Here is a 20216-nt window from a genome sequence, read left to right on the forward strand (position 1 = left end):
ACACCGGCTGCCCGGACTGCCTGGCAGATGGTGCGTATGGGCCTCGATCGTGTCGGTGTGCGGCCCGTTTTGCGTGTTGGGGCCGTGGCATGACAGGCAGACCTCGGTGACCGGCTTGCGCAGCATCGCTTCATTCTGGCTGCCATTCCATTCGGCGACAGCCTTTGTGGCGGGATTGTAATTCACCGAATGGCAGCCATCGCAGAGCGGGCCGGTGGGGCGATTGCTGTTATCGCCCTTGTCAGGATAGTGCGAAGCCCAGGCAAGTGCTGGTTCATCCGCTCCCATCGGCGAGAAATTGGGATCCAGGTGTCGACGCGGCTTCGTACCGGAAGCCACAAGGCCGCGCCGAAAGTATGAGCAGGCTGGCCGTGACGGTCTATTGCGCCCGATCGAACCATTCGAGGAAAGCCTTGGACTTGCCATCCGGAGCCTTGCCCACGCCCCAGCGCACCAGCGTCTTGCCATCGGGCGAGAAGCGCCAATATTGTCCCACGATCACATCGCCATCCTTCTGCTCCAGAACCTGATAGGTGTTGGCATCCAGTTGCTTGATGCGGATCTGGTTGAAGCGGGCATTCTCATGCAAGGGGCCGGGCACGTCATCCAGCGTCGCCTCGAAATTGTTGAGATAAGGCTTGGCCGGATTGGTGGTGTTGACGGCGTGATACTCCAGCTTGTTGGCCGTCCACTTTAGATCGATGGACAGCTTGAAGCCCTTGGGAAACTCGCCATTGCTCCAATAGCTCTTGGCTTCGTTGGAGACATATTTGCCATCATGGCTGACGGCAGCAGGCTTGGCCATGGCGGGCACAGCCACCACGGCGGCAATCATCATTGCGGCGCCCATGGCCGAGGTTTTGGCAAACGTCATCATTGTGATTGTCCCCTGTATTTCAGAAGTTGGTGGTGGATTCCAGATGCGCCTCGACATCCTTGCGAGTGGTCCACAAGGTGCGGAACGTCTTGGATGTCAGGAACTGCAACTGGTCAGCGTTATGCGGCGAATTCGGCTGGCTGGAATTGCCATAGCTCATCATGCCGACCGCCTTCATCGGGGTGGAGAACTCCACCATCGAAACCCAGGTCTCGCCATGGGCCGGGGTGCGCTCGCCATTCTTCATCGGGCCCCAGGTGATGGTGCGGAACACGCCGGTGTTGCCGAAACCGCCATTGCCCGGCAGATTGACATTGCCCAGATGGAAGCGCGACACCTCGCCAAAGGGCCGGTCGATGGCGCCATAGAGCTGCTTCGTTTTGGCGACGGCCTGCTTCAGCATCGCCACCGCCGCTGCCGGATCTTTCAAGCCGCGCGGCGTTTCCAGCGGATCGTCCAGCGACCATTTCACCGCATAATTGGCCTGGCTGGTGAAATTGCCCGGCGCGAAAATGGCCGCCCATGTCTCGAACAGCAGAGCGCCCTTGCTTTCCGCATTGTCCTGATGATCCCAGGCCGACAGCACCGCCACCGCAGCCTGCACATCAGGGTCGGTGCTGTCCTTGGCGGCAGCCAGCAGCGGAGGCAGCATGCGGTCGGCCATCAGGCTGCGCGTGGTCAGCTTGCGCGCGACGAAATCGTCGAAGCTCAGTTTGGGCGTTTCGCTCAGCAGTTTGACCGACATCTGCGCGCGTTGACTCATCGGACCGACGGTCGAAACATAGGAGGGCCACTTGCCGGGATCGAGCACGCGCGGATATGTCGCCAGCCATGGCGGATCATTGGCGTTCTGCACAAAGCCGCTGGAAGGGTCGAGCACCTTGGGCAAATCGTCATAGGAATGGACGTCCTTCCACAGGGTGGAGGAACTGTCGCCCGCCACGGGCTTCACCCAATCGGCATAGCTGCCGCCCTGCTTGTGGACGGGCAGGATGCCATTATCCAGATAGAGGATATGGCCCGCCCGGTCGGCATAGACGATGTTGAACATCGGCGCCTGCACCGTGCGCAGCGCCTTTTCGAAATGGGCCCAGTCCTGCGCCTTGCCCATGTCGAGATATTGCTGCAGCACGCCGGGGCGGTCCAGCCCCGCGACCTTGAGCGCGATGGTTTCCTTGCCGCCGGGCAGATCGAAGACCGGGCCCTGAACGGCGTAGCGCTGGGTAAAGGCTTCGGTCTTCAGGCTGCCGTCGGCCTGCCTGATCTTGAAGCTCTTCTGCTGGGTGGTGAAAGGCAGGGTCTTGCCATCGAAGCTATAGCCTTCGCCGCTCAACGTCAGCTTGTACGACGTGTAACCCTGAATGGTGTTCACCGTATTGGTGAAGCCCAGATTGTTGTTGAAGCCGAAGCGCAACACCGGCAGGCCGACCTGCGTCGCCCCATAGATCGAGAGGCCCGGCGCTGTGATCTGGGCCTCGAAATAGGTCAGGATGCTGGGCGCCCAGGGCAGATGCGGATTGGCCAGCAGCATCGCATGCCCGCTGGCCGAGCGCGAGGGCGCCACCGCCCAGGCATTCGACCCGCCCGCATTGTTCGTCGCCGGATTGACCAGCACCCGCTGGTCCGAGGCGATGTAGACATAGTTCATCAGGCGATGCGCATGGGCCATAATGTCCACGCCCTTGATCGGCAGCACCTGCCTCACCTCGGGCTTGAGCGCCTCGGGGTGGGCCTTGGCGTAGGCGTTGATCCCGGCGGCAAAAGCATCGAGATCGGCGCGCATCTGCGGCGTCTGCTGCGCATACCACTTGGCCGAGCGCTGGGGCACATCATTGGCGACCAGCCAGCGGTCCTGCTTGGCGAAGCTCTCGCCCCAATATTCGGCGGCGCGGGCGCGCGCCTCGCCCAGCATATGGAGCAGGATGTCGCCATGTGCCTGCGCCTGCGCATAGCCGAAGCCATAGAAGCCGCCCGCCTCGGTTTTCGCGTAGATATGCGGCACCCCGAAGCTGTCCCACAGGATCTGCGTGCCTGCTTGAGGGGCAGGGGCATGTTTGATGGGGGCCTTGGCCTCCACCGCCGCACCGGTCAGCGCGGCAGTGGCCATCAGGGCGATGGAAAGAAGCTTGCGTTGCATCAGAAGTTCACCCTTACTCGGCCATAATAATAGCCACCTGTGAAGCCATAGGAGCCGGTCGAGGGATATTGGCCATTGCCATAGATGGCGCTCGCCACACCCACGGCATCGGGATAGACGTTGAACAGATTGTTCGCGCCGATCGCCAGATTGATCGCCTTGGTGGCCTGAACACCCAGCTCCATATCCGTGATCCACTTGGCGCCGAAGTAGCGGTCGCTGGCATAGACGGGCTGACCACCCACCGTGCCGCTGGCATTCTGGTTGGAATAGAAACCGCCGTAACGCACCAGCCGGGTGCTGAGTGTGACCGGGCCAAAGGTGGAGATGTTGTTCAGGAACAGCTTCGACTTGGGCAGGTTTTCGGTCATGTTCATCTGCGACACACGGTCGAAGAGGACATAATTCGCGCCCAGCGCCGCCAATTGCGCCGGATTGGCGGCAACGCGGGTGATGACCGTCTGGTTGTAGTTATAACCCAGATTCCACTGCATCTTCACGCGCTGCGCCACGGTGTTGTTCCAGGTGGCGACCACATCGATGCCGCGGGTGCGGGTGTCGATGGCGTTGGAATAGTACTGGGCGCTGATGTCACCCGACAGGCCGTTGGACACCAGAATGTTTGACACCGCAGTACCGGTCAGCGTGGAGGTCAGGGCGATACGGTCATTGACCTGGATCTGATAGGCATCGACCGTGATGTTGAGGCGCCGCGTCGGCTTCAGCACGAAACCGGCGCTGAAGTTGAGCGAACGCTCGGGCTTGAGCGGCTTCGATCCCAAGGCGATGGCGGCAGGCGAATCCACCGGCAGCGTCTTGATCTGCAGCAGGTTGAGCGTGCCATTGATCGTGCGGAACTGGCCGGTCGTGGAGGCATAAAGCTGCTGCGCGATGGAGGGCGCGCGGAAGCCATTGTTCACCGCGCCGCGCAGCGCCAGCCAGGGGGTCACCTCCTGACGGATGGTGGCCTTGCCGATCACTGCATTGCCGCTGCTGTCGTCGAAATGCTCGAAGCGGCCAGCCAGATCGATGGTGGTGTGGCGGGTGGGATCATAGGCCACATCGAGATAGGCCGAGATGTTGTTGCGGCTCTTGTACCCCGCATCAGCCGGGGTGAAGCCATTGGCCGCCTGAGCGCCCGGCGCCGGGCGGATGGTGGTGCCGTTCACCACATAGGTGTAGGTGCCCGCCGCATAGGAATTGGGGTCGCCCTGCTGCACGGCATAGCTTTCACGCCGGTGCATCACGCCTGCCGAGACCTGCAGATTGCCGCCGCCCAGCTTGTAGCCCTTGGTCAGATCCAGAGAATTGTCCCATTCGGTGGAGATCAGCGAACCGACATAGAAGCTGGTCGGGCTCGTCGGCCCCAGCGAGGGGTTGAGCGTGTTGACGCCATCCTGCCAGCTGCGGTTCTTGCCGTAATTGCTGGAAAGATCCCACTTCCAGCCATCGACCGCGCCCTTGGCGCCGAGCGTGAATTCGAAATCCTCCTCATTGATCAGCAGCGAGGGGCGGAAACCGTTGGGATAGACCTGAGGCAGCGAGGCCGAATTGTTGGGATAGCGATAGGTGAAATCGAGCTGCGACTTACGCAGACCATAGGTGCCGAAGGAATAGATCTCGAAGGCACCGGCGTCATAGCTGCTGTTGTAGCCCAGGTTGACGGCCTGCGTGGGGAAGGCACCGTAATTCTTGGTGACCATGCGGTCGGCGGTGGCTTCACGCGGGTCGAGCTGGCCATTGACCGGGTAATAGAGGCAGGTCGACTGGCCCACCGCCGTGCAGTTGGCGATGGCGGTGGCACGGTTCGATGCGTCCTGCTTCTTGGCGTTGACGAAGAAATCGGCATAGCCCTTGTCGCCCAGCGAGACGCCATAGCTGGCCTCGGCCAGATAGTTCTCGCCGTCGGAGCGGTCCATGTTCTGCCCGGCGCTGAAAGAGGCCGTCCCCTTGTTGCGGTCCTTCCGCAGGATGATGTTGATCACGCCGGCAATGGCGTCGGAGCCATATTGCGCGGCTGCGCCATCGCGCAGCACTTCGATGTGGTCCACCGCAGAGGTCGGGATCATGTCCAGATCGGTCGGCACCGAACCATTGTAGAGTGAGGACACCGCATTGATCAGCGAGGTCTTGTGGCGCCGCTTGCCATTCACCAGCACCAGCATCTGGTCCGGGTTCAGGCCGCGCAAACCGCCCGTGCTGATCACGGTGGAGGTGCCGCCGCCCGCGCGGGTGGGCACGTTGAAGCTGGGCACCAGCGTGTTGAGCGCGGCCAGCACGCCCGGCTTGCCCGTGGTCTCCAGTTCCTTGCCCGAGATCACGTCGATCGGCGTCGGACTGTCGGTGACGGTACGCGGAGTCCCGCGTGAGCCGGTGACGACGATGGTGGCTGGCGGCGGTGCATCCTCGCTCGCAGCGGGGGGCGTTGCGGAGGCGGACACCGCGGATTGCGCCGCGACATAGCTGGTGGCCCCGCCGGTCAGCAGCGCCACGGGGCGCACTTCGGCGCCGGTGCCGTTCACACCGCCATTGGCCTTGGCCAGCGACAGCGCAAAGGAGCGCGTCCCGGCATGATTGGCCTTGATGCCGGTGCCCTCGATCAACGCCACCACCGCCTGTTCGGGCGACATGCGCCCATCGACGGCATGCGTTTTCACATCCTTGAGCAGGTCATAGGGAAACAGGATCTGAAACCCCGACTGGCGCGAAAACTCCGCCATGGCGGCAGGCAGCGACTGGCGCGCGATATGGAAGTCCACATTGCCCTGCCCGGCCTGCGCCGGAGCGGATATGGCGGCCAGGCATAAGCCCAGCACCCCGGCCAAATGATAGTGATGTCGTGTAGCGCCCACAAAATTTCCCCGAGTTCGTGACGATCTACCCGGCTGAAACGGATGGGGTGGGCAAGTCTGCCAGTGCCGTTTTCAGAAATATGACAAAAACTCGATATCCGGTTCGTTTACCGTATGGCAGCCGGGCGATCCCTCATGAAAACAGGCACGAGTGCTGGTGCGACAGAGGGATTCGCAAAGGAGCATCCTCACGTGACGAACAATCCTGTCCGCTTGCGGCTCGACTGGTTCAAGACCGTCATCCTGCCCCATGAAGCCGCGCTGCGCGGACGGATGCGACGCGTGCTCAGACAGCGCGAGGATATCGACGATGTGGTGGCAGAGGTGCTGGCGCGGGCCTATGCCGCCGGCGATTTCACGCGGATCACCTCGGGCCGCGCCTATCTGTTCCAGATCGCCCGCAATCTGCTGATCGACGAGGCCCGCCGCGCGAAAATCGTGGTGCTGGAGGATATTGTCGATCTCGATCTGGTGGCCGACACGCTCTCGGCGGAGCGCCTGCTTCAGGCGCGCGATCAGTTGCGGCGGCTCGAGGCCATTGTGGAGACCCTGCCCCCGCAATGCCGCCGGGCCTTCATCCTGCGCCGTGTTCATGATAGGCCGGTGAAAGAAATAGCAGAAGAGATGGGCTTATCCGTCTTCACAGTCGACAAGCATATTGCCAAAGCGACTCTGAAAGTGATGCAGGCCCTTGGCCAATTCGAGGATGCAAGGTTTGACGACCCCGATCACGTCTGGCCCGCCCCCGTCCGGCCCGACACATCCCGCTCAGCAGCGGGAAGCGATTGAGCAGGAAGCCGCTCGCCTGTTCCATCAGGCGCGTGACAGCGGCAGCGATGAGGCCTGGGCACAGGTCTATCGCTGGGTCGAACAGAGCCCGGCTCATGGCGTGGCCTTCGCCAAGGCCGAAGCCGGCTGGGAAATGGCCGAGGCCCTGCGCTCTGGGAGTGTGCAGCATGGCGTTGCCGCGGATGCGCCAACTGCTGATCTGCGGAACCGGGCCGATCGCGAGGAACCATCCGCCCGCACAGGGCCTTGCCTCTCACGCCGCAGCTTCGCGGTGCTGGCGGCGGGCAGCGGGATTGCGGCGGCGGCATCGCTGGGCTTCTGGCGTATGCTGGGCGGCCAGCGCTACATCACCAAAGTGGGCGAAGCGCGGCTGATCGAGCTGGCCGACGGCAGCAAGGTCCGCCTCAACACCGACAGCGCTATCGACGTCAACCTTGAGGAGCGCAAGCGCACCATCCGCTTTCTGAAGGGGGAGGCACGTTTCGATGTCGCCCATGATCCGAAACGCCCCTTTCTGGTGACCGCACGCGACGGTTCGGTGCAGGCGCTGGGCACGGTCTTCAACCTGCGCCAGCGCAAGGATTTCACCGAGGTGACCGTGATCGAGGGACAAGTCGCGGTGATCGATCAAGGCGCGCCTGCCACCACCGTTCCGGCAGGCACCGCAGCGATGATCCGTGCCGCCGCGGTCTCGGTGATCAGGCTGGCGCCGAGCGATCTCGACCGGCGCACGGCCTGGCAGCAGGGGCAGATCCATCTGGAGGGCGAAACGCTCTCGCAGGCGGTGGATGAGTTCAACCGCTATCGCACCAAGCCGCTGGTGATCGGCGATCCGGATCTGGCCAGCCTGCGGATGGGCGGCATGTTTTCCGCGACCCATTCCGACGATTTCGTCGAGGCGCTCAAACAGTCTTTCGGCATTCGGGTGATGGCAGGCAGTGATGGCGCCGTGATCCTGCTGCCGGAGAATGGGAAATCGCCGCTGGATCACGGATCTGTATAGGAGAGGCTAATAGCCAATGATCCGAAGCAGGTTCTGATCAGCCATGGTTTACGCCGATGTCCTCAAGCCTTTTTTTGGCGACGCCGAAGCTGCGGAAACCATGTCCTTGTCCGGGCATCCGCAGCAAATCTTTTCAGGTCCAAAAAGTGGTTGCTTCCGGAAAACCGGATTTTTAGCAACATGGCCAAATGCTGTCTTGCCGCGCGGCCCTGAACGAAAGGCTGCTGCACGACATCCGAGCCAAATAGCTGCCATTCCGGTTCCTACAACATGCTGGCGGTGTGGCTTAGTTGCGACTGAGAAGGAAGTTGCTCACGCTCCGACAGAGTGCGAGCACTCCGATAGCGTTACGCGGCCTCACTTTTGGGCGAAGAGCCAGCGATGCTGACGGTCACCCCGAAGTGAGGCGTCGTAGCCATAAAGCTGGTCCCAATTGCGTGCACCAGACCGTTGATAGGAACGAACCGGCAAGTGGCATCCTCACCCTGTCCGTGGGCCGGATCCCACAAAGGTGAGCCGGCGCATGGGCCAGCAAAGATGTTCGAGGTGATCGCTGTCACAGGCTTGGGAATGCGCACTGCGGTCAGAAGCAGCAACAGGAGCCCACGGCGTATGGTGAGGCATTTCTCCTGCGCCACGCCCTTGAGATACCAGGCGATCTCATCCTGACTAAGCTTGCGGGTGCGCGGCTTCTCGGGAAATTTGAGATCGCCAAGCTGCTTTGACGGATCGATCTTCAGCCCGATCTCGCGGCCTCGCAGCCCAGCGGCCCACCCGAAAAAAACCTTCAGCTCGGCGGCGAGGCGATTAGCCCTGACCTTTGCCGTTTTGCCCTTGTCGTTGACGAGTTTGACGAGGTCGTCCTCGGTGATCTCGCAGATGCTTCGTTTGCCGATCTTTGGGGCGATGTCGAGGTCGAAGATCTTCCGTTTATCTTTGATGGTTCGAGGCTTTTTGATCCGCTTGGCGCGTGATGCCCGTCCGTCAAGAACGGCCTCTATGTAGAGCTGGTGCGCCCGGCTGACGGTCATCTCCGCGCGCTTCTGCTCCGCGCGCAGCACCTCGCGCGGTTTGATGCCTTTCTCGACCTGCTGGTTGATATGGGCGGCCCATTTGCGTGCATCGGCAATTGTGAAAGCCGGGAAGAACCCGAGCGTCCAACGCAGCAGTTGTTTGCGTCCGGCAATCCGCCGTGAGTATTTTCAGCTCTTTTTCCCGCTGGAGAAAACCTCCAGGACGAGACCGGGCGTCATCCCGTTAACGATGCAACCTTTGCGCAGCACCTCGATGGCTGCTGTGGATAGCGTAGCCTTGCGGGTCATCACCGACTCCAGGTCGGCTCCCGCATCCAAAAACCACGATACAAATGCTGTCCAAATCAGACGAACCCAGGCTAACTGAGTCCACATTTTGAACCAATGCGATTTGACCTGACTGGGACGAAAAAGCCAAATCAAGTGGATTTTGAAAAGTCCAACTGCTTGAATCGTCGGCGTTTTCTAAGATTATCTCAACGACTCGCAACTGGCTGGGGCGGGAGGATTCGAACCTCCGCGTGGCGGTACCAAAAACCGCTGCCTTACCGCTTGGCTACGCCCCAGCATCGCGGCCTCTATCAGGCCGAGGAGGCGCGCTTTGCCGTATTTGGTTTGCCGGGGCAAGAGGGTGGGGGGAATTTTTCATCCACGCCACCGCTTATGCCCGGGCCAGCGTTACGCAGGCGCCGTCCCGGCCAGCAGCGCCGGATCGAGCGCCGCGAAATCTGTCCCCGCATGGCGCTCGCGCAGGCCACCGCTCGGCTTGTTGACGAAGCGGCCACGGCGGGTGCCGGGGCGGGCGTCGATCTCGGCCACCCAGCGGCCGACATGTTCATAGTCCTGCGTGGAAAGGAAGTCCGCCGCCTCGCCATAGGCATCGCCCTGAATCAGCCCGCGGAACCAGCCGAAGGTGGCCATATCGGCGATGGTGTAGTCATCGCCCGCCAGAAAGCGGCTCTCGGCCAGACGGCGGTCGGCCACGTCGAGCAGGCGCTTGGTTTCCATCGCATAGCGGTTGATGGCGTATTCGATCTTCTCGGGCGCGTAGAAATAGAAATGTCCGAAGCCGCCGCCGATAAAGGGCGCCGAGCCCATCTGCCACATCAGCCAGTTGAAGGTCTCGGTGCGGGCCTTGCCGCTGGTGGGCAGGAAGGCGCCGAACTTCTCGGCCAGATGCACCAGGATCGAGCCCGATTCGAAGACCCGCACCGGCTCGGGGCCGGAGCGGTCCAGCAGCGCCGGGATCTTGGAATTGGGGTTGATGTCGACAAAGCCGCTGCCGAACTGGTCACCATCGCCGATGCCGATAAACCACGCATCGTAGTCGGCGGCGTAACCAGCTTCGATCAGTTCCTCGAACATGATCGAGGCCTTCTGGCCGTTGGGCGTACCCAGCGAATAGAGCTGGAAGGCATGCTGCCCGACCGGCAGGTCCTTCTCATGTGTGGCGCCCGCGACGGGGCGGTTGAGCGCGGCGGCCGAAACGCCGGGCTTGTTGTCCCATGTCCAGACCTTGGGGGGCGTGTAAGTCTCTGTCACCGCGTGGGCACTCCTGTTGGGGGGGGCATGATCGGTGAACAGATAAGGCGCCCCGACCGGCCTTGCCAGAGGGACGCCTTATGCGATTTGATAATAGATGGCCGTGCGGTGAAAATTCCTGCACGGTGAGCAATTTAGGCCAGCTTCACAACCCAGCCATGCGTGTCCGGAGCCTGACCGCGCTGGATGGCAACAAGGCGTTCCTTCAGCTTGCCCGTGGTCTGGCCGGGGCCGCCGGTGCCGATGGTGAAGCTGCTGTCGGTGTCCGACACCTTGCCCACCGGGGTGACGACCGCCGCCGTGCCGCAGGCGAAGGTTTCAAGCAGCTTGCCCGAGGCGGCATCGGCGCGCCACTGGTCGATGCTGTAGCGCTCCTCGCGCACGGTCAGGCCTTCCTCGCGCGCCAGCGCCAGGATCGAATCGCGGGTGATGCCCGGCAGGATCGTGCCCGAGAGCGGCGGGGTGATGAGCGAACCATCCTCGAAGACGAAGTACAGGTTCATGCCGCCCAGCTCCTCGATCCACTTGTGCTCGGCGGCATCAAGGAAGACGACCTGATCGTGGCCCAGCGCCATGGCCTCGGCCTGCGGCACGAGGCTGGCGGCATAGTTGCCGCCGCACTTGGCCGCGCCCGTGCCGCCCGGCGCCGCGCGGGTGTACTGGCTGACCCAGATCGACACGGCAGGCGCGCCCGACTTGAAGTAATTGCCGGCCGGGCTGGCGATCACGATGAACTTGTAGGTCTTGGCCGGTCGCACGCCGAGGAACGCCTCGGTGGCGATCATGAAGGGGCGCAGATAGAGCGAGGCGCCATCCTGCTGGGGGATCCAGTCGCGATCGGCCAGCACCAGCGCCTTCACAGCGTCAACAAAAAGGCTTTCGGGCAGGGTGGGCATGGCGAGGCGCTTGGCGCTCTCGTTGAAGCGCGCCGCATTGGCTTCGGGACGGAACAGCGCGATGGCGCCGTCCGCCTGCTGGTAGGCCTTGAGGCCTTCGAAGATTTCCTGCGCGTAATGAAGCACGCTGGCCGCCGGATCGAGCGGGATGGGGCCGCGCGGGCCAATCACGGCATCATGCCAGCCCTTGCCTTCGGTCCATTCGATGGTCACCATATGGTCGGTGAAATTGGTGCCGAAACCGGGGTTGGCCAGCACAGCCGCGCGCACATCCGCCGGGGTGGGGGCGGGGTGGGGCAGGGGGGTGATGGTCAGTTCGGCGGCACTCGCCATGATGGTTACTCCTTGGGGGACTCGGACGGGTGGCTCTTTGTACTAAAATTTCACCCAGGGCAAGTCTTAAGACATAAAAATTCGCGAAGCTTCTGATCTAGCACAGGGCGATCAGGGGGCAAAGGTGGCAGTTTCGCGCAGGAAACAACGACTCAGGGCGGTTGTTTGGAAAATGCGCTTCCGCCGGATTTCCAAACAAACTCTTCGCCCAAATGAGAAGGGCTGCGATGGCCCGTCACCATCACAGCCCTTCGCATGGTCAGCGGCCAGAAAGTGCCGCCACGAAGCCTTTATCGCTTAATCGAAACTCAGCGATAATGCTCCATGATGCGGGTTGCCGACCTCTCTGCTGAACCATGAGACATCGGATCACCTCCTTTCGCGCTGTTGAGCCAAGTTGGCCGCGAGGAGGATCTTGTGGCACGGCACCGACCCAACCCTTGCGACGGGGCCAACCGGCATCGACCGACTGGCCTTGAGGCAAGGTGTGACTCCTTTTGCGGCGCACAACAAGACTTGAATTGCGATTTATTGCTGGCAATATACTGTGCGCTTTACGGCCTTGGCCACTTATCAACAGGGCTGAGATCAGCGGTTTACCGCAGCACCGCCATCACTGGCGGCAATCCTCGATCACGCGCGAAACCTCTGGCCAACTCGGCAGATAGAGCGCCCCCACGCCATCGGCTTTCACCGCGAAACGACCGCGCGAAAAGGCCATGGCGTCCAGCAGCGGATCGCGGGCGTTCAGCACGGTTTCCAGCCAGGCGCCGCGCGGCTGCAGCCACAGGGCGCGGGTCTGGCTGGCGGTGATCAAAGTCATGCTGACATTCTGCGTCGCCCCCGGATTGGGCAGATCGAGCGAGAGGGTGCGGTTGGCAGGGGCGCAGCGGATCACGAAACGGCTGCTGCCCGGCGCGCCGAAGCGGGCAACCGATTCGGCACCTTCGCGTGCCCAATGCCAGTCGCCCGGGGTGATTGGCGCATCGCGCCAGTCCGCGACGGGTGCGGGCGGCGGGGGGGGCGGTGTCGGCGCCGGGCGCACCGGCTGGGGCCGCGGGGCCGGGGCGGGCGGGGGCGTGCTGGCGCAGGCCGCCAGCAGGGCGATCAGGCCGCAGGCCAGAGCCCCGCGCAGCGCGCGACCGTAACGAGGCGAAAGATAGGGCGAAAGAGCGCGATTTGCCTTCATGGCCTCCCTATGGAATGAGGGGCCCGGCTCGGCAAGAGTCGAACCATCCATTCACCGCCAACAGGTTTCCGCTTGAGCCAGTCTTCTGATTCCAAACCCGCCCGTCCTCTCAAGAAGGCCAAGATCCGCGTGGATCAGGCGCTGGTTGATCGCGGGCTGGTGGAAAGCCGATCGCGTGCGCAGGCGCTGGTGCTGGCCGGGCTGGTGTTTTCCGGCGAGACCAAGATCGCCAAGCCGGGCCAGACTATCCCTGAGGATGCGCCGCTGGAAACGCGCGGGCGCGATCATCCCTGGGTCAGCCGGGGCGGGATCAAGCTGGCCCATGCCATCGATCATTTCGGGCTCGATCCCAAGGGCGTCACCGCGATGGACATCGGCAGTTCGACCGGCGGCTTTACCGATGTGCTGCTGACCAAGGGGGCAGAGCATGTCTTCGCGGTCGATTCGGGCACCAATCAGCTGGCGTGGAAGCTGCGCCAGGATCCGCGCGTCACCGTGCTGGAGCAGACCAGCGCCCGCGTGCTGACCCCCGCCCAGATCGACCGCCCGTGTGACTGGGTGGTCTGCGACGCCAGCTTCATCGGTCTGGCCAAGGTGCTGGATGTGCCGCTGAAGCTGGCGGCGCCTGTCTGTCGCCTTGTGGCGCTGATCAAGCCGCAGTTCGAGGTGGGCCGCACCGAAGTGGGCAAGGGCGGCGTGGTGCGCGACCCCGTGCTGCATGAGCGCGTCTGCGCCGAGGTGCGCGCATGGGTGGAAGGTTTGGGATTCGTGGTCGACGGCGTCGTCGAAAGCCCGATCACCGGGCCGGAAGGCAATGTGGAGTTTCTGATCTGCGCCTTGAGAAGCTGAGGCGCGCCCCGCACCACGGGGCGTAATTTCTACATAGCGGAATAGACGGAGGCAAGGGCCCTTGGGCAATCATCTCCGAAACGGAATAACCCTTAGGCGGTGGCTTGCGCGGGGGCTTTATCGTGGCATGATGAACGCCTTGTTAAGGATCTCATGCAAAGGTTCCCCCGCCTGATGACCTCCACGATGCAACAGTCTGCCGCGCGCCCCGCCGATCGACCTGCGCATCGCGGAGACACTCGGTTCACCGCAACAGAATCCTTTTCCACACCGGGATCTTTCCGTAATGTCAGCCGCGACAGGCAGGATGCCTTTCATCGTTCGAGCAGGGTCTCCTACCGCATGACCGAGATTGCCTCTTCGCGCCAATTGATGGCCGGCCTGCTGCGCTGGGTTATCGTGTTCGTGCCCGCCATGCTGCTGCTGGGTTTCGTTTCGGCCTCCGCTTCGGGCAGCGGGCCGGACAATCCGTGGTTCGCGGCGCTGGCCAAGCCCTCGCTCTATCCTTCCCCCAGCACCTTCCCGGTGGTGTGGAGCGTGGCCTATGTGCTGATGGGCGTGGCGCTTTCGATGATCGCCAGCGCGCGCGGTTCCAGCGGCCGGGGCCTCGCCATCGGGATCTTCGCGCTGCATCTGCTGGCCAATTTCGCCTGGTCGGTGATCTTCTTCGGCCAGCACAACATCGCGCTGGCGCTGGGCGATGTGGTGGTGATGGGCATCACGCTGGCCGCCTCGATTGTCCTGTTCGCCCGGCTGCGCCCGGTGGCGGCATGGCTGCTGGCGCCGGTGATGGCCTGGGTGCTGTTCGCCACGCTGCTCAACTGGCAGGTGCTGAGCCTCAACCCCGATGCCCATGAGGCCGGTCAGGCCGCCGGGGCTGTGCATGTGACGTTCTGAAGGCTGGCGCGCCACGCATCGTGGCGTTAAGGCAGGTTGCAAGCGGACTCGTGGCATCACGGGCCGCAAGACCACACCTATCCGAACGGACCTGACCCATGCAGAGCGAAAACCCCCTTCTGGCCGATGTCGTCAAGCTGATGAACAGCGCGGCGGGCACGCTGGCCGGCGCCACCCGCGAAGCCCGCGACGGCGCGCGCGAAAAGCTGCGCGAAACCTTCGGCGGTCTGGATTTCGTGAGCCGCGAAGAGTTCGACGCGGTGAAGACCATGGCCGCCCGGGCGCGCGAAGAGGCCGAGGCTCTTAAAGAGCGCGTTGCGGCTTTGGAAGCGGCTTTGGCTGCCAAGTAAGGTTTAAAGGGAAAGTGCGAGGGTGTTACACCCTCGCGCTCCCATTTGTGTCTACGTTGCGCATCGGGTTCGGCCAAAGAGCTAAAGTCGCTGCGCCGCAGGCCTTCAAAATTTTTGGTTATCGTAAAGGCGCCGGGGCTTTCTGCCTGCGGTGCCTTTTCGTTGCGCTGGTGGAGAGTTTGGACGCGCCGAACGGGTGCCACCACCCTATCGCCGGAAGACGTCTTGGGAGCGCGAGGGGGTAACCCCCTCGCATCTTCCCTTCTTTCCTAACTCCTTATCGACGCGGCGGCGGCCCACCCGGCCCACCGGGGCCGCCAAACCCGCCCGGCCGGCCACCGCGACCCGGCATCAGCTTGTCGATCTCGTCGCTGGAGAGGGTGCCGTCCTTGTCGGTGTCGGCCTTGTCGAAACGGACGTGTTCATAGGCCAGCAGTTCGGGCAGGCTCATGCCGGCGTCGTAATCGGTGTTGGCCTTGGCGATCACCACGGCGTTCAGCGGTTCGACGGCGATGGCAAGGGCGGTGTCGCGCTCGCCGTCGCCCAGAACCGGGCCGATGCTGTTGGGGATGATCTCGGCGAATTCGCCATTGCCGTTGTCTGACAGCGCCGTCGAACCCAGCTTGCCCTGCCAGGCGATGAATTCGTTCTCGTCGATCTGGCCGTTGTGGTTGGTGTCGATGGCCTTGAAGCGGGCGCGGATGATCGTGTCGCGGCGGGCGGTGACCACCTGATTGAACTCGGCCAGAGTGACGATGCCGTTATGATCGGCGTCGGCGGCGCGGAACATGCTTTCGACGGCTTCATCGAACTTCTTGAGCGAGATGGGCTTCATGTCGCGGGGGCCGCGCGGGCCGCCGACGGGCATATCCGGGCCGTGGTCAACGCCGCCGCCGGGGCCGCCACCCATACCGGCGCCACCCATGCCGCCGCCCATACCGCCCATGCCACCCATTCCGCCCATGCCTCCCATCTGCGCCATGGCCGGTGAAGCGGCGATCAGGGTTGCAACGATGGTGGCGAGCGGCAGGGCGAGCCTGCGCGAGGGAGAGCGCATCGATAATCCTTATGGTTCTGACCGGTGACGGGCGGAGTGGTGCCTTTGCCAAGATTGCTGCCAGATGAACAGGGGGCTTTCGTCGCGCATAAAGCCCGGCCTGACGGCATATTTGCATCACAGGTGGAGAGGGTATGGCGCACAGGTTGGATGCCGCTGCCGTTTCGCCGGAAGACGACATGGGAGCGCGAGGGTGTAACACCCTCGCGCTTCACCTTTTTCCTTTAAAACTGATCCGCCACATCCATCAGATGCACCAGCTTGCGGGGCGCAACCGAACGCCAGCTGCGCGCCAGCCAGTCGGCGATGCTGTCCCAATCGGTGTCGCCCAGATCGAGGCGGATGCCGATCCAGTTGTCGCCGAAATAGGCGGGGCGGGAGTAGCGCTCATCATCCTGCTCGATCAGCGAGGCCTGCTCGTCGGCGCCGCTGATCTTCACCAGCAGGGAGACACGGCCCCCGGCGTGATGATTGTTGGCGACATAGGCGAACTTCTTGCCCTTCACGATGCCGAAACAGGCCATGCCATGGCTGTTGATCTCGTCAGCCTCGGGCAGGGCGAGGGCGCGGATACGCACCTGCCCGGTCAGCCATTCGGGCGATCTTTCGCGCGAGACCCATGCGGCGAGGCAGCGGGCATAAAGCTGATGCTCGGCGAAGAGCACGCGCCCGGCCAGCGTTTCCGCCGTATCGCCGGGCAGAATGGCCACGCGGGTCTGGCCCAGCACGGGGCCGTCATCCAGCTCGGGCGTCACCAGATGGACGCTGACGCCGCCGTGGCTGTCGCCTGCGTCGATGGCGCGCTGGTGCGTGTGCAGGCCCTTGTAGGCGGGCAGCAGCGAGGGATGAATGTTGAGCATCCGCCCCTCCCAACTGCGCACAAAGTCATCCGTGAGGATGCGCATGTAACCGGCCAGCGCGACATAGGCCGCGCCTGCCTCGCGGATGGCGGCATCCATCGCGGCGTCATGCTCGGCGCGGGTCAGGCCCTTGTGAGGCAGGGCGAAGGTGGGCACACCCTCGGCGGCGGCCAGCGCAAGGCCGCCCGCTTGCGGATTGTTGCTGGCCACCAGCACGATCTCATAGGGGCAGTCCTCCGCGCGGCTGGCATAGAGCAGCGCGGCCATATTGGTCCCCGAGCCCGAGATCAGCACCGCCACCCTGGCCTTGGGGGCGGCAGGCTGGCGGATCAGATCAGGCATTGTGCGTGGCGGTCCAGGGCGCGCGGGCCGACCACACTTCGTTGTCGCCGAAAACGGTGCAGCCGCGCTGGCCAGCCTCGATGGCGCCGATGGTGTAGACGGTTTCGCCAGCAGCGGTCAGGTCTGCGGCCAGTTGTTCGGCCTCGTCAGCCGCCACGGCCAGCACCATGCCCACGCCGCAGTTGAAGGTGCGGGCCATTTCCTCTGGCTCGATGTTGCCCTGCGCCTGCAGGAAGGCCATCAGGCGGCTCTGCTCCCACGATCCGGCGTCGATGCGGGCATGCAGGTGAGCGGGCAGCACGCGGGGCACGTTCTCCAGCAGGCCGCCGCCGGTGATATGCGCCAGCGCATGGATGCGGCCCGAACGGATGAAGGGCAGCAGCGTCTTCACATAGATGCGAGTCGGCTCGATCAGATAGTCGATCAGCAGGCGGTCGGCATCGAAGAGGGCGGGGCGGTCCAGCTTCCAGCCCTTGTCGGCGGCCAGGCGGCGCACCAGCGAATAGCCGTTGGAATGTACGCCCGAAGAAGCCAGACCCAGCAGCACATCACCCTCGGCGACGCGGTCACCGGTCAGCTGCTCGCCGCGTTCCACGGCGCCGACGCAGAAGCCCGCCAGATCGTAATCGCCAGCGGCATACATGCCCGGCATCTCGGCGGTTTCGCCGCCGATCAGCGCGCAACCGGCCATCTTGCAGCCTTCCGCAATCCCTGCGACAACGCGCTCGGCCACGCCGTTCTCCAGCTTGCCGGTGGCGAAATAGTCGAGGAAGAACAGCGGCTCGGCGCCCTGCACGATCAGATCGTTGACGCACATGGCCACCAGATCCTCGCCGATGCGGTCATGGCGGTCATGGTCGATGGCCAGCTTGACCTTGGTGCCCACGCCATCATTGCCCGCCACCAGCAGCGGGTCCTTGTAGCCCGCCGCCTTGAGGTCGAAGAAGCCGCCGAAGCCGCCCAGATCGGCGTCGGCGCCCGGGCGCGCGGTCGATTTGGCGAGGGGGCCGATGGCTTTGACCAGCGCATTGCCAGCGGCGATCGACACGCCGGAATGTTCATAGGTGTAGCTGGTGGGCGTCTTCTTGTCGTCGGTCATGGCGGCTTCTCGGCTTTCCGGAAACGACGCTAAGGTGCGCCGAAAATTGAGTAGTGAACAGCTTTCGCGCGCCGCCTAGCGCTTTCCGGCTTGGATTTCCATGGGGGTTACGCCAATAGGCTCACAGCTTTTTGACGATTGAAGGCCCGATGCAGACCCTTTTCCCCCGAGAAGCCTTGCTCGAACCGCTGCGCCGCATGGTGCGCGGGCGTCCGCGCATGGCGCTGGCCGGGGCAGGCGTGCTGGCGCTGGCCGGGGGAATCGTGGCTTTCGGCCCCTCGCGGCTGATCGCGCAGATCGAGGGGGATCGCGGCATCGCCCCGGTCGTCACCACCGGCGATATCGAGATCAACGGCATTCAGGTCGATGTGCAGGGCAAGACGGCTCAGGAAGCGCGTCAGGCCGGTTGGCACGAGGCCTATAAGCAGGCCTGGGCCAAGGCGGGCGGGCCCGAGATGGGCGCCGATGCCATCGGCAATCTGGTCTCCGCCGTGGTGGTGGAGAGCGAGCAGATCGGCCCGCATCGCTATCGCGCCACGTTGGGCATCGTCTTCGATCGCGGCAAGGCCAGCGGTTTTCTGGCCGGGCATGGGCCTTCGGGCGGCATGCGCTCGGCGCCGATGCTGGTGGTGCCGGTGCTTTATTCCGGCGGCGTGGGGCAGGTCTATGAGGTGCGCGGCATCTGGCAGAAGGCCTGGGCCGAGTATCACACCGGCGCCAGCGCCATCGATTATATCCGCCCGCAGGGTTCCGGCAGCGATTCGCTGCTGCTGACGGCGGGCCAGCCCGGTCGCCGCAGCCGCATCTGGTGGCGCGCCCTGCTCGACCGTTTCGGCGCCAGCAATGTGCTGATCCCCGAGGCGCGGCTGGAGCGGCAATGGCCCGGCGGACCGGTGAAGGGCACCTTCACCGCGCGCATCGGCCCGGACAACACGCTGGTCGACAGCTTCAGCCTCTCCGTTCAGGATGAGGGGCAGGTGCCCGGCATGCTTAACCAGGCCGTGCTGCGTTTCGACCAGATCTACACGCAGGCCATGACCAGCGGCCAGCTGCGCTCCGATCCCACGCTCAATGTCGATCATCCGGTGATCGATCCGGGTCTGGCCCAGCTGATTCGCACCGGCGAGGCTGCCGAGGCCGAACAGGCCGCCGCCCGCGCCCGGGCCGAGGCCGATGCTCTGGCCGCTCAGGCCCAGCCGACTCCGGCTCCCACGCCCGAGCCCAAGCCTGCCGCCGCCGCCGCCGCTCTGTCGGTGCAGTTCGCCTCTCCGGATGCCGGGGCGGTGGATGCGGCGCTGGGCGGGGTGCGCGGCACCAAGGGGGTGGAGGGCGCGGCCACCACCAGCATCGCCATCGGCGGAACCTCCGTGATGCGGGTTACATTCAATGGAACGGCGGCGGAACTCGCCGCTGCGCTGCGTTCGCGCGGCTGGCAGGTGAGCGTGGCGGGCAACACCCTGCGCATCCACCGCTAAGGAAACTTATGACTGCACAAATTGCTCTCCCGCTCGATATGCCGGGCCGTGATACGCCGTCGCGCATCGTGGTGGGCGCGGCCAATCTGACCGTGATCGAGGCGTGTCAGCAGGCCGACAGCTGGCCCTTCCGCACCGCCATCCTCTTCGGCCCGGCGCGCAGCGGCAAGAGCCTGCTGGCCCGCTGGTTCGCCGAAAGCGGCGTGGGCGAGGCGGTGGACGATGCCGACAGCATGGACGAGACCGCGCTGTTCCACCTTTGGAACCGTGCTCAGGAAAGCGGCACGCCGCTGCTGCTGACGGCCACCACCCCGCCCGATGGCCGCGCCTGGGACGTGAGCCTGCCCGATCTGGGCACGCGTTTGCGCGCCGCGCTGCGTCTCGACATCGGCGAGCCCGACGACATCATGCTGGAAGAGCTGATCGCCCTGCATGCCGAGGCGCGCGCCCTGCCGCTCTCGCCCGAGGGTTGCCGTTACCTTGCAAGCCGGGCCGAGCGTTCCCATCTCAACGCCGAAACGCTGGTGGCCATCATCGACAGGCTCAGTCTGGAGCGCAAAGCTGCGCCGGGCATGTCGATCTGGCGCGAGGCTCTGGAGGAGGTGTCGGGTTCGGCGGGCCCCGCTTAAAGGCGG

18 protein-coding genes and 1 tRNA gene are annotated in these 20216 nt (G+C 63.9%); 7 read left to right on the plus strand and 12 right to left on the minus strand.

The features are described from left to right. The 4 genes from SR3_RS32160 to SR3_RS04515 all read right to left on the minus strand — a co-directional run. Positions 1–288: cytochrome c3 family protein (locus SR3_RS32160; protein WP_218018755.1), on the minus strand; the 288-nt coding region annotated here is incomplete at its 3' end. 91 nt (positions 289–379) lie between these two features. Further along, entirely contained in the window at positions 380–877 is a 498-nt protein-coding gene (locus tag SR3_RS04505) for a hypothetical protein (protein ID WP_218018756.1), read from the minus strand. 19 nt (positions 878–896) lie between these two features. Continuing rightward, the gene (locus SR3_RS04510; protein WP_084454915.1) at positions 897–3014 is read right to left on the minus strand and encodes a penicillin acylase family protein; all 2118 of its coding nucleotides are present in this window, start codon (positions 3012–3014) and stop codon (positions 897–899) included. Beyond that, complete coding sequence (locus SR3_RS04515) at positions 3014–5866, minus strand: TonB-dependent receptor plug domain-containing protein (protein ID WP_068081379.1); 2853 nt, start codon at positions 5864–5866, stop codon at positions 3014–3016. Before SR3_RS04515 ends, SR3_RS04510 begins: the two co-directional genes overlap by 1 nt. Positions 5867–6058: 192 nt before the next feature. On the opposite strand from SR3_RS04515, the gene SR3_RS04520 reads away from it, so the two are divergent. Together SR3_RS04520 and SR3_RS04525 are read left to right on the plus strand one after the other, a co-directional pair. Continuing rightward, positions 6059–6655, plus strand: a complete 597-nt coding sequence (locus tag SR3_RS04520; RefSeq protein ID WP_068081381.1) for an RNA polymerase sigma factor — start codon at positions 6059–6061, stop codon at positions 6653–6655. Further along, entirely contained in the window at positions 6582–7658 is a 1077-nt protein-coding gene (locus tag SR3_RS04525) for a FecR family protein (protein WP_068081385.1), read from the plus strand. The genes SR3_RS04520 and SR3_RS04525 overlap by 74 nt, the downstream gene beginning before the upstream one ends. A 347-nt stretch (positions 7659–8005) precedes the next feature. Here SR3_RS04525 and SR3_RS04530 read toward each other — a convergent pair whose 3' ends face one another. The 5 genes from SR3_RS04530 to SR3_RS04555 all read right to left on the minus strand — a co-directional run bounded on the left by SR3_RS04530 (position 8006) and on the right by SR3_RS04555 (position 12652). Beyond that, positions 8006–8689 (minus strand): tyrosine-type recombinase/integrase, encoded by a 684-nt coding sequence (locus SR3_RS04530; RefSeq protein ID WP_157098629.1) that lies wholly within the window; start codon positions 8687–8689, stop codon positions 8006–8008. A 494-nt stretch (positions 8690–9183) separates the two neighbouring features. After that, positions 9184–9258 (minus strand) — tRNA-Gln (locus SR3_RS04540). Positions 9259–9370: 112 nt separating this feature from the next. Then, positions 9371–10234: a glutathione-dependent disulfide-bond oxidoreductase gene (yghU, locus tag SR3_RS04545; RefSeq protein ID WP_068081395.1), complete on the minus strand. Its 864-nt coding sequence runs from the start codon at positions 10232–10234 to the stop codon at positions 9371–9373. 134 nt (positions 10235–10368) lie between these two features. Further along, entirely contained in the window at positions 10369–11463 is a 1095-nt protein-coding gene (locus SR3_RS04550; RefSeq protein ID WP_068081399.1) for a branched-chain amino acid aminotransferase, read from the minus strand. Positions 11464–12076: 613 nt separating this feature from the next. After that, positions 12077–12652 (minus strand): hypothetical protein, encoded by a 576-nt coding sequence (locus SR3_RS04555; RefSeq protein WP_068081402.1) that lies wholly within the window; start codon positions 12650–12652, stop codon positions 12077–12079. A 72-nt stretch (positions 12653–12724) separates the two neighbouring features. On the opposite strand from SR3_RS04555, the gene SR3_RS04560 reads away from it, so the two are divergent. The 3 genes from SR3_RS04560 to SR3_RS04570 all read left to right on the plus strand — a co-directional run bounded on the left by SR3_RS04560 (position 12725) and on the right by SR3_RS04570 (position 14748). Continuing rightward, positions 12725–13501, plus strand: coding sequence for a TlyA family RNA methyltransferase (locus SR3_RS04560; RefSeq protein WP_245653769.1), 777 nt, complete (start codon positions 12725–12727; stop codon positions 13499–13501). Positions 13502–13843: 342 nt separating this feature from the next. After that, a complete protein-coding gene (locus SR3_RS04565) occupies positions 13844–14398 on the plus strand; it encodes a TspO/MBR family protein (protein WP_068081404.1) in 555 nt (184 codons plus the stop codon). 98 nt (positions 14399–14496) lie between these two features. Further along, positions 14497–14748 carry an accessory factor UbiK family protein gene (locus SR3_RS04570; protein ID WP_068081407.1) on the plus strand — a complete coding sequence of 84 codons (252 nt, stop codon included), beginning with the start codon at positions 14497–14499 and terminating at the stop codon, positions 14746–14748. A gap of 277 nt (positions 14749–15025) precedes the next feature. On the opposite strand, the gene SR3_RS04575 is transcribed toward SR3_RS04570, so the two are convergent. The 3 genes from SR3_RS04575 to purM all read right to left on the minus strand — a co-directional run bounded on the left by SR3_RS04575 (position 15026) and on the right by purM (position 18106). Continuing rightward, positions 15026–15805, minus strand: a complete 780-nt coding sequence (locus SR3_RS04575; protein WP_068081410.1) for an EF-hand domain-containing protein — start codon at positions 15803–15805, stop codon at positions 15026–15028. 224 nt (positions 15806–16029) lie between these two features. After that, positions 16030–17007, minus strand: a complete 978-nt coding sequence (purN, locus tag SR3_RS04580; RefSeq protein ID WP_068081413.1) for a phosphoribosylglycinamide formyltransferase — start codon at positions 17005–17007, stop codon at positions 16030–16032. Beyond that, complete coding sequence (purM, locus tag SR3_RS04585; protein ID WP_068081416.1) at positions 17000–18106, minus strand: phosphoribosylformylglycinamidine cyclo-ligase; 1107 nt, start codon at positions 18104–18106, stop codon at positions 17000–17002. Before purM ends, purN begins: the two co-directional genes overlap by 8 nt. 149 nt (positions 18107–18255) lie before the next feature. Between purM and SR3_RS04590 the strand changes: the two genes are divergently transcribed. Next, complete coding sequence (locus SR3_RS04590; protein WP_245653770.1) at positions 18256–19581, plus strand: heavy-metal-associated domain-containing protein; 1326 nt, start codon at positions 18256–18258, stop codon at positions 19579–19581. An 8-nt stretch (positions 19582–19589) separates the two neighbouring features. Next, entirely contained in the window at positions 19590–20210 is a 621-nt protein-coding gene (locus SR3_RS04595; RefSeq protein ID WP_068081419.1) for a P-loop NTPase family protein, read from the plus strand. Positions 20211–20216 lie beyond the last annotated feature (6 nt).

The organism is Novosphingobium rosa NBRC 15208, from assembly GCF_001598555.1.
Lineage (GTDB): Bacteria > Pseudomonadota > Alphaproteobacteria > Sphingomonadales > Sphingomonadaceae > Novosphingobium > Novosphingobium rosa.

Coding starts and splice junctions, on each gene's coding strand:
- SR3_RS04505 (WP_218018756.1), bottom strand. CDS start 877: ATGATGACGTTTGCCAAAACCTCGGCCATGGGCGCCGCAATGATGATT.
- SR3_RS04510 (WP_084454915.1), bottom strand. CDS start 3,014: ATGCAACGCAAGCTTCTTTCCATCGCCCTGATGGCCACTGCCGCGCTG.
- SR3_RS04530 (WP_157098629.1), bottom strand. CDS start 8,689: ATGACCGTCAGCCGGGCGCACCAGCTCTACATAGAGGCCGTTCTTGAC.
- SR3_RS04550 (WP_068081399.1), bottom strand. CDS start 11,463: ATGGCGAGTGCCGCCGAACTGACCATCACCCCCCTGCCCCACCCCGCC.
- SR3_RS04555 (WP_068081402.1), bottom strand. CDS start 12,652: ATGAAGGCAAATCGCGCTCTTTCGCCCTATCTTTCGCCTCGTTACGGT.
- SR3_RS04565 (WP_068081404.1), top strand. CDS start 13,844: ATGACCGAGATTGCCTCTTCGCGCCAATTGATGGCCGGCCTGCTGCGC.
- SR3_RS04570 (WP_068081407.1), top strand. CDS start 14,497: ATGCAGAGCGAAAACCCCCTTCTGGCCGATGTCGTCAAGCTGATGAAC.
- SR3_RS04575 (WP_068081410.1), bottom strand. CDS start 15,805: ATGCGCTCTCCCTCGCGCAGGCTCGCCCTGCCGCTCGCCACCATCGTT.
- purN (WP_068081413.1), bottom strand. CDS start 17,007: ATGCCTGATCTGATCCGCCAGCCTGCCGCCCCCAAGGCCAGGGTGGCG.
- purM (WP_068081416.1), bottom strand. CDS start 18,106: ATGACCGACGACAAGAAGACGCCCACCAGCTACACCTATGAACATTCC.
- SR3_RS04590 (WP_245653770.1), top strand. CDS start 18,256: ATGCAGACCCTTTTCCCCCGAGAAGCCTTGCTCGAACCGCTGCGCCGC.
- SR3_RS04595 (WP_068081419.1), top strand. CDS start 19,590: ATGACTGCACAAATTGCTCTCCCGCTCGATATGCCGGGCCGTGATACG.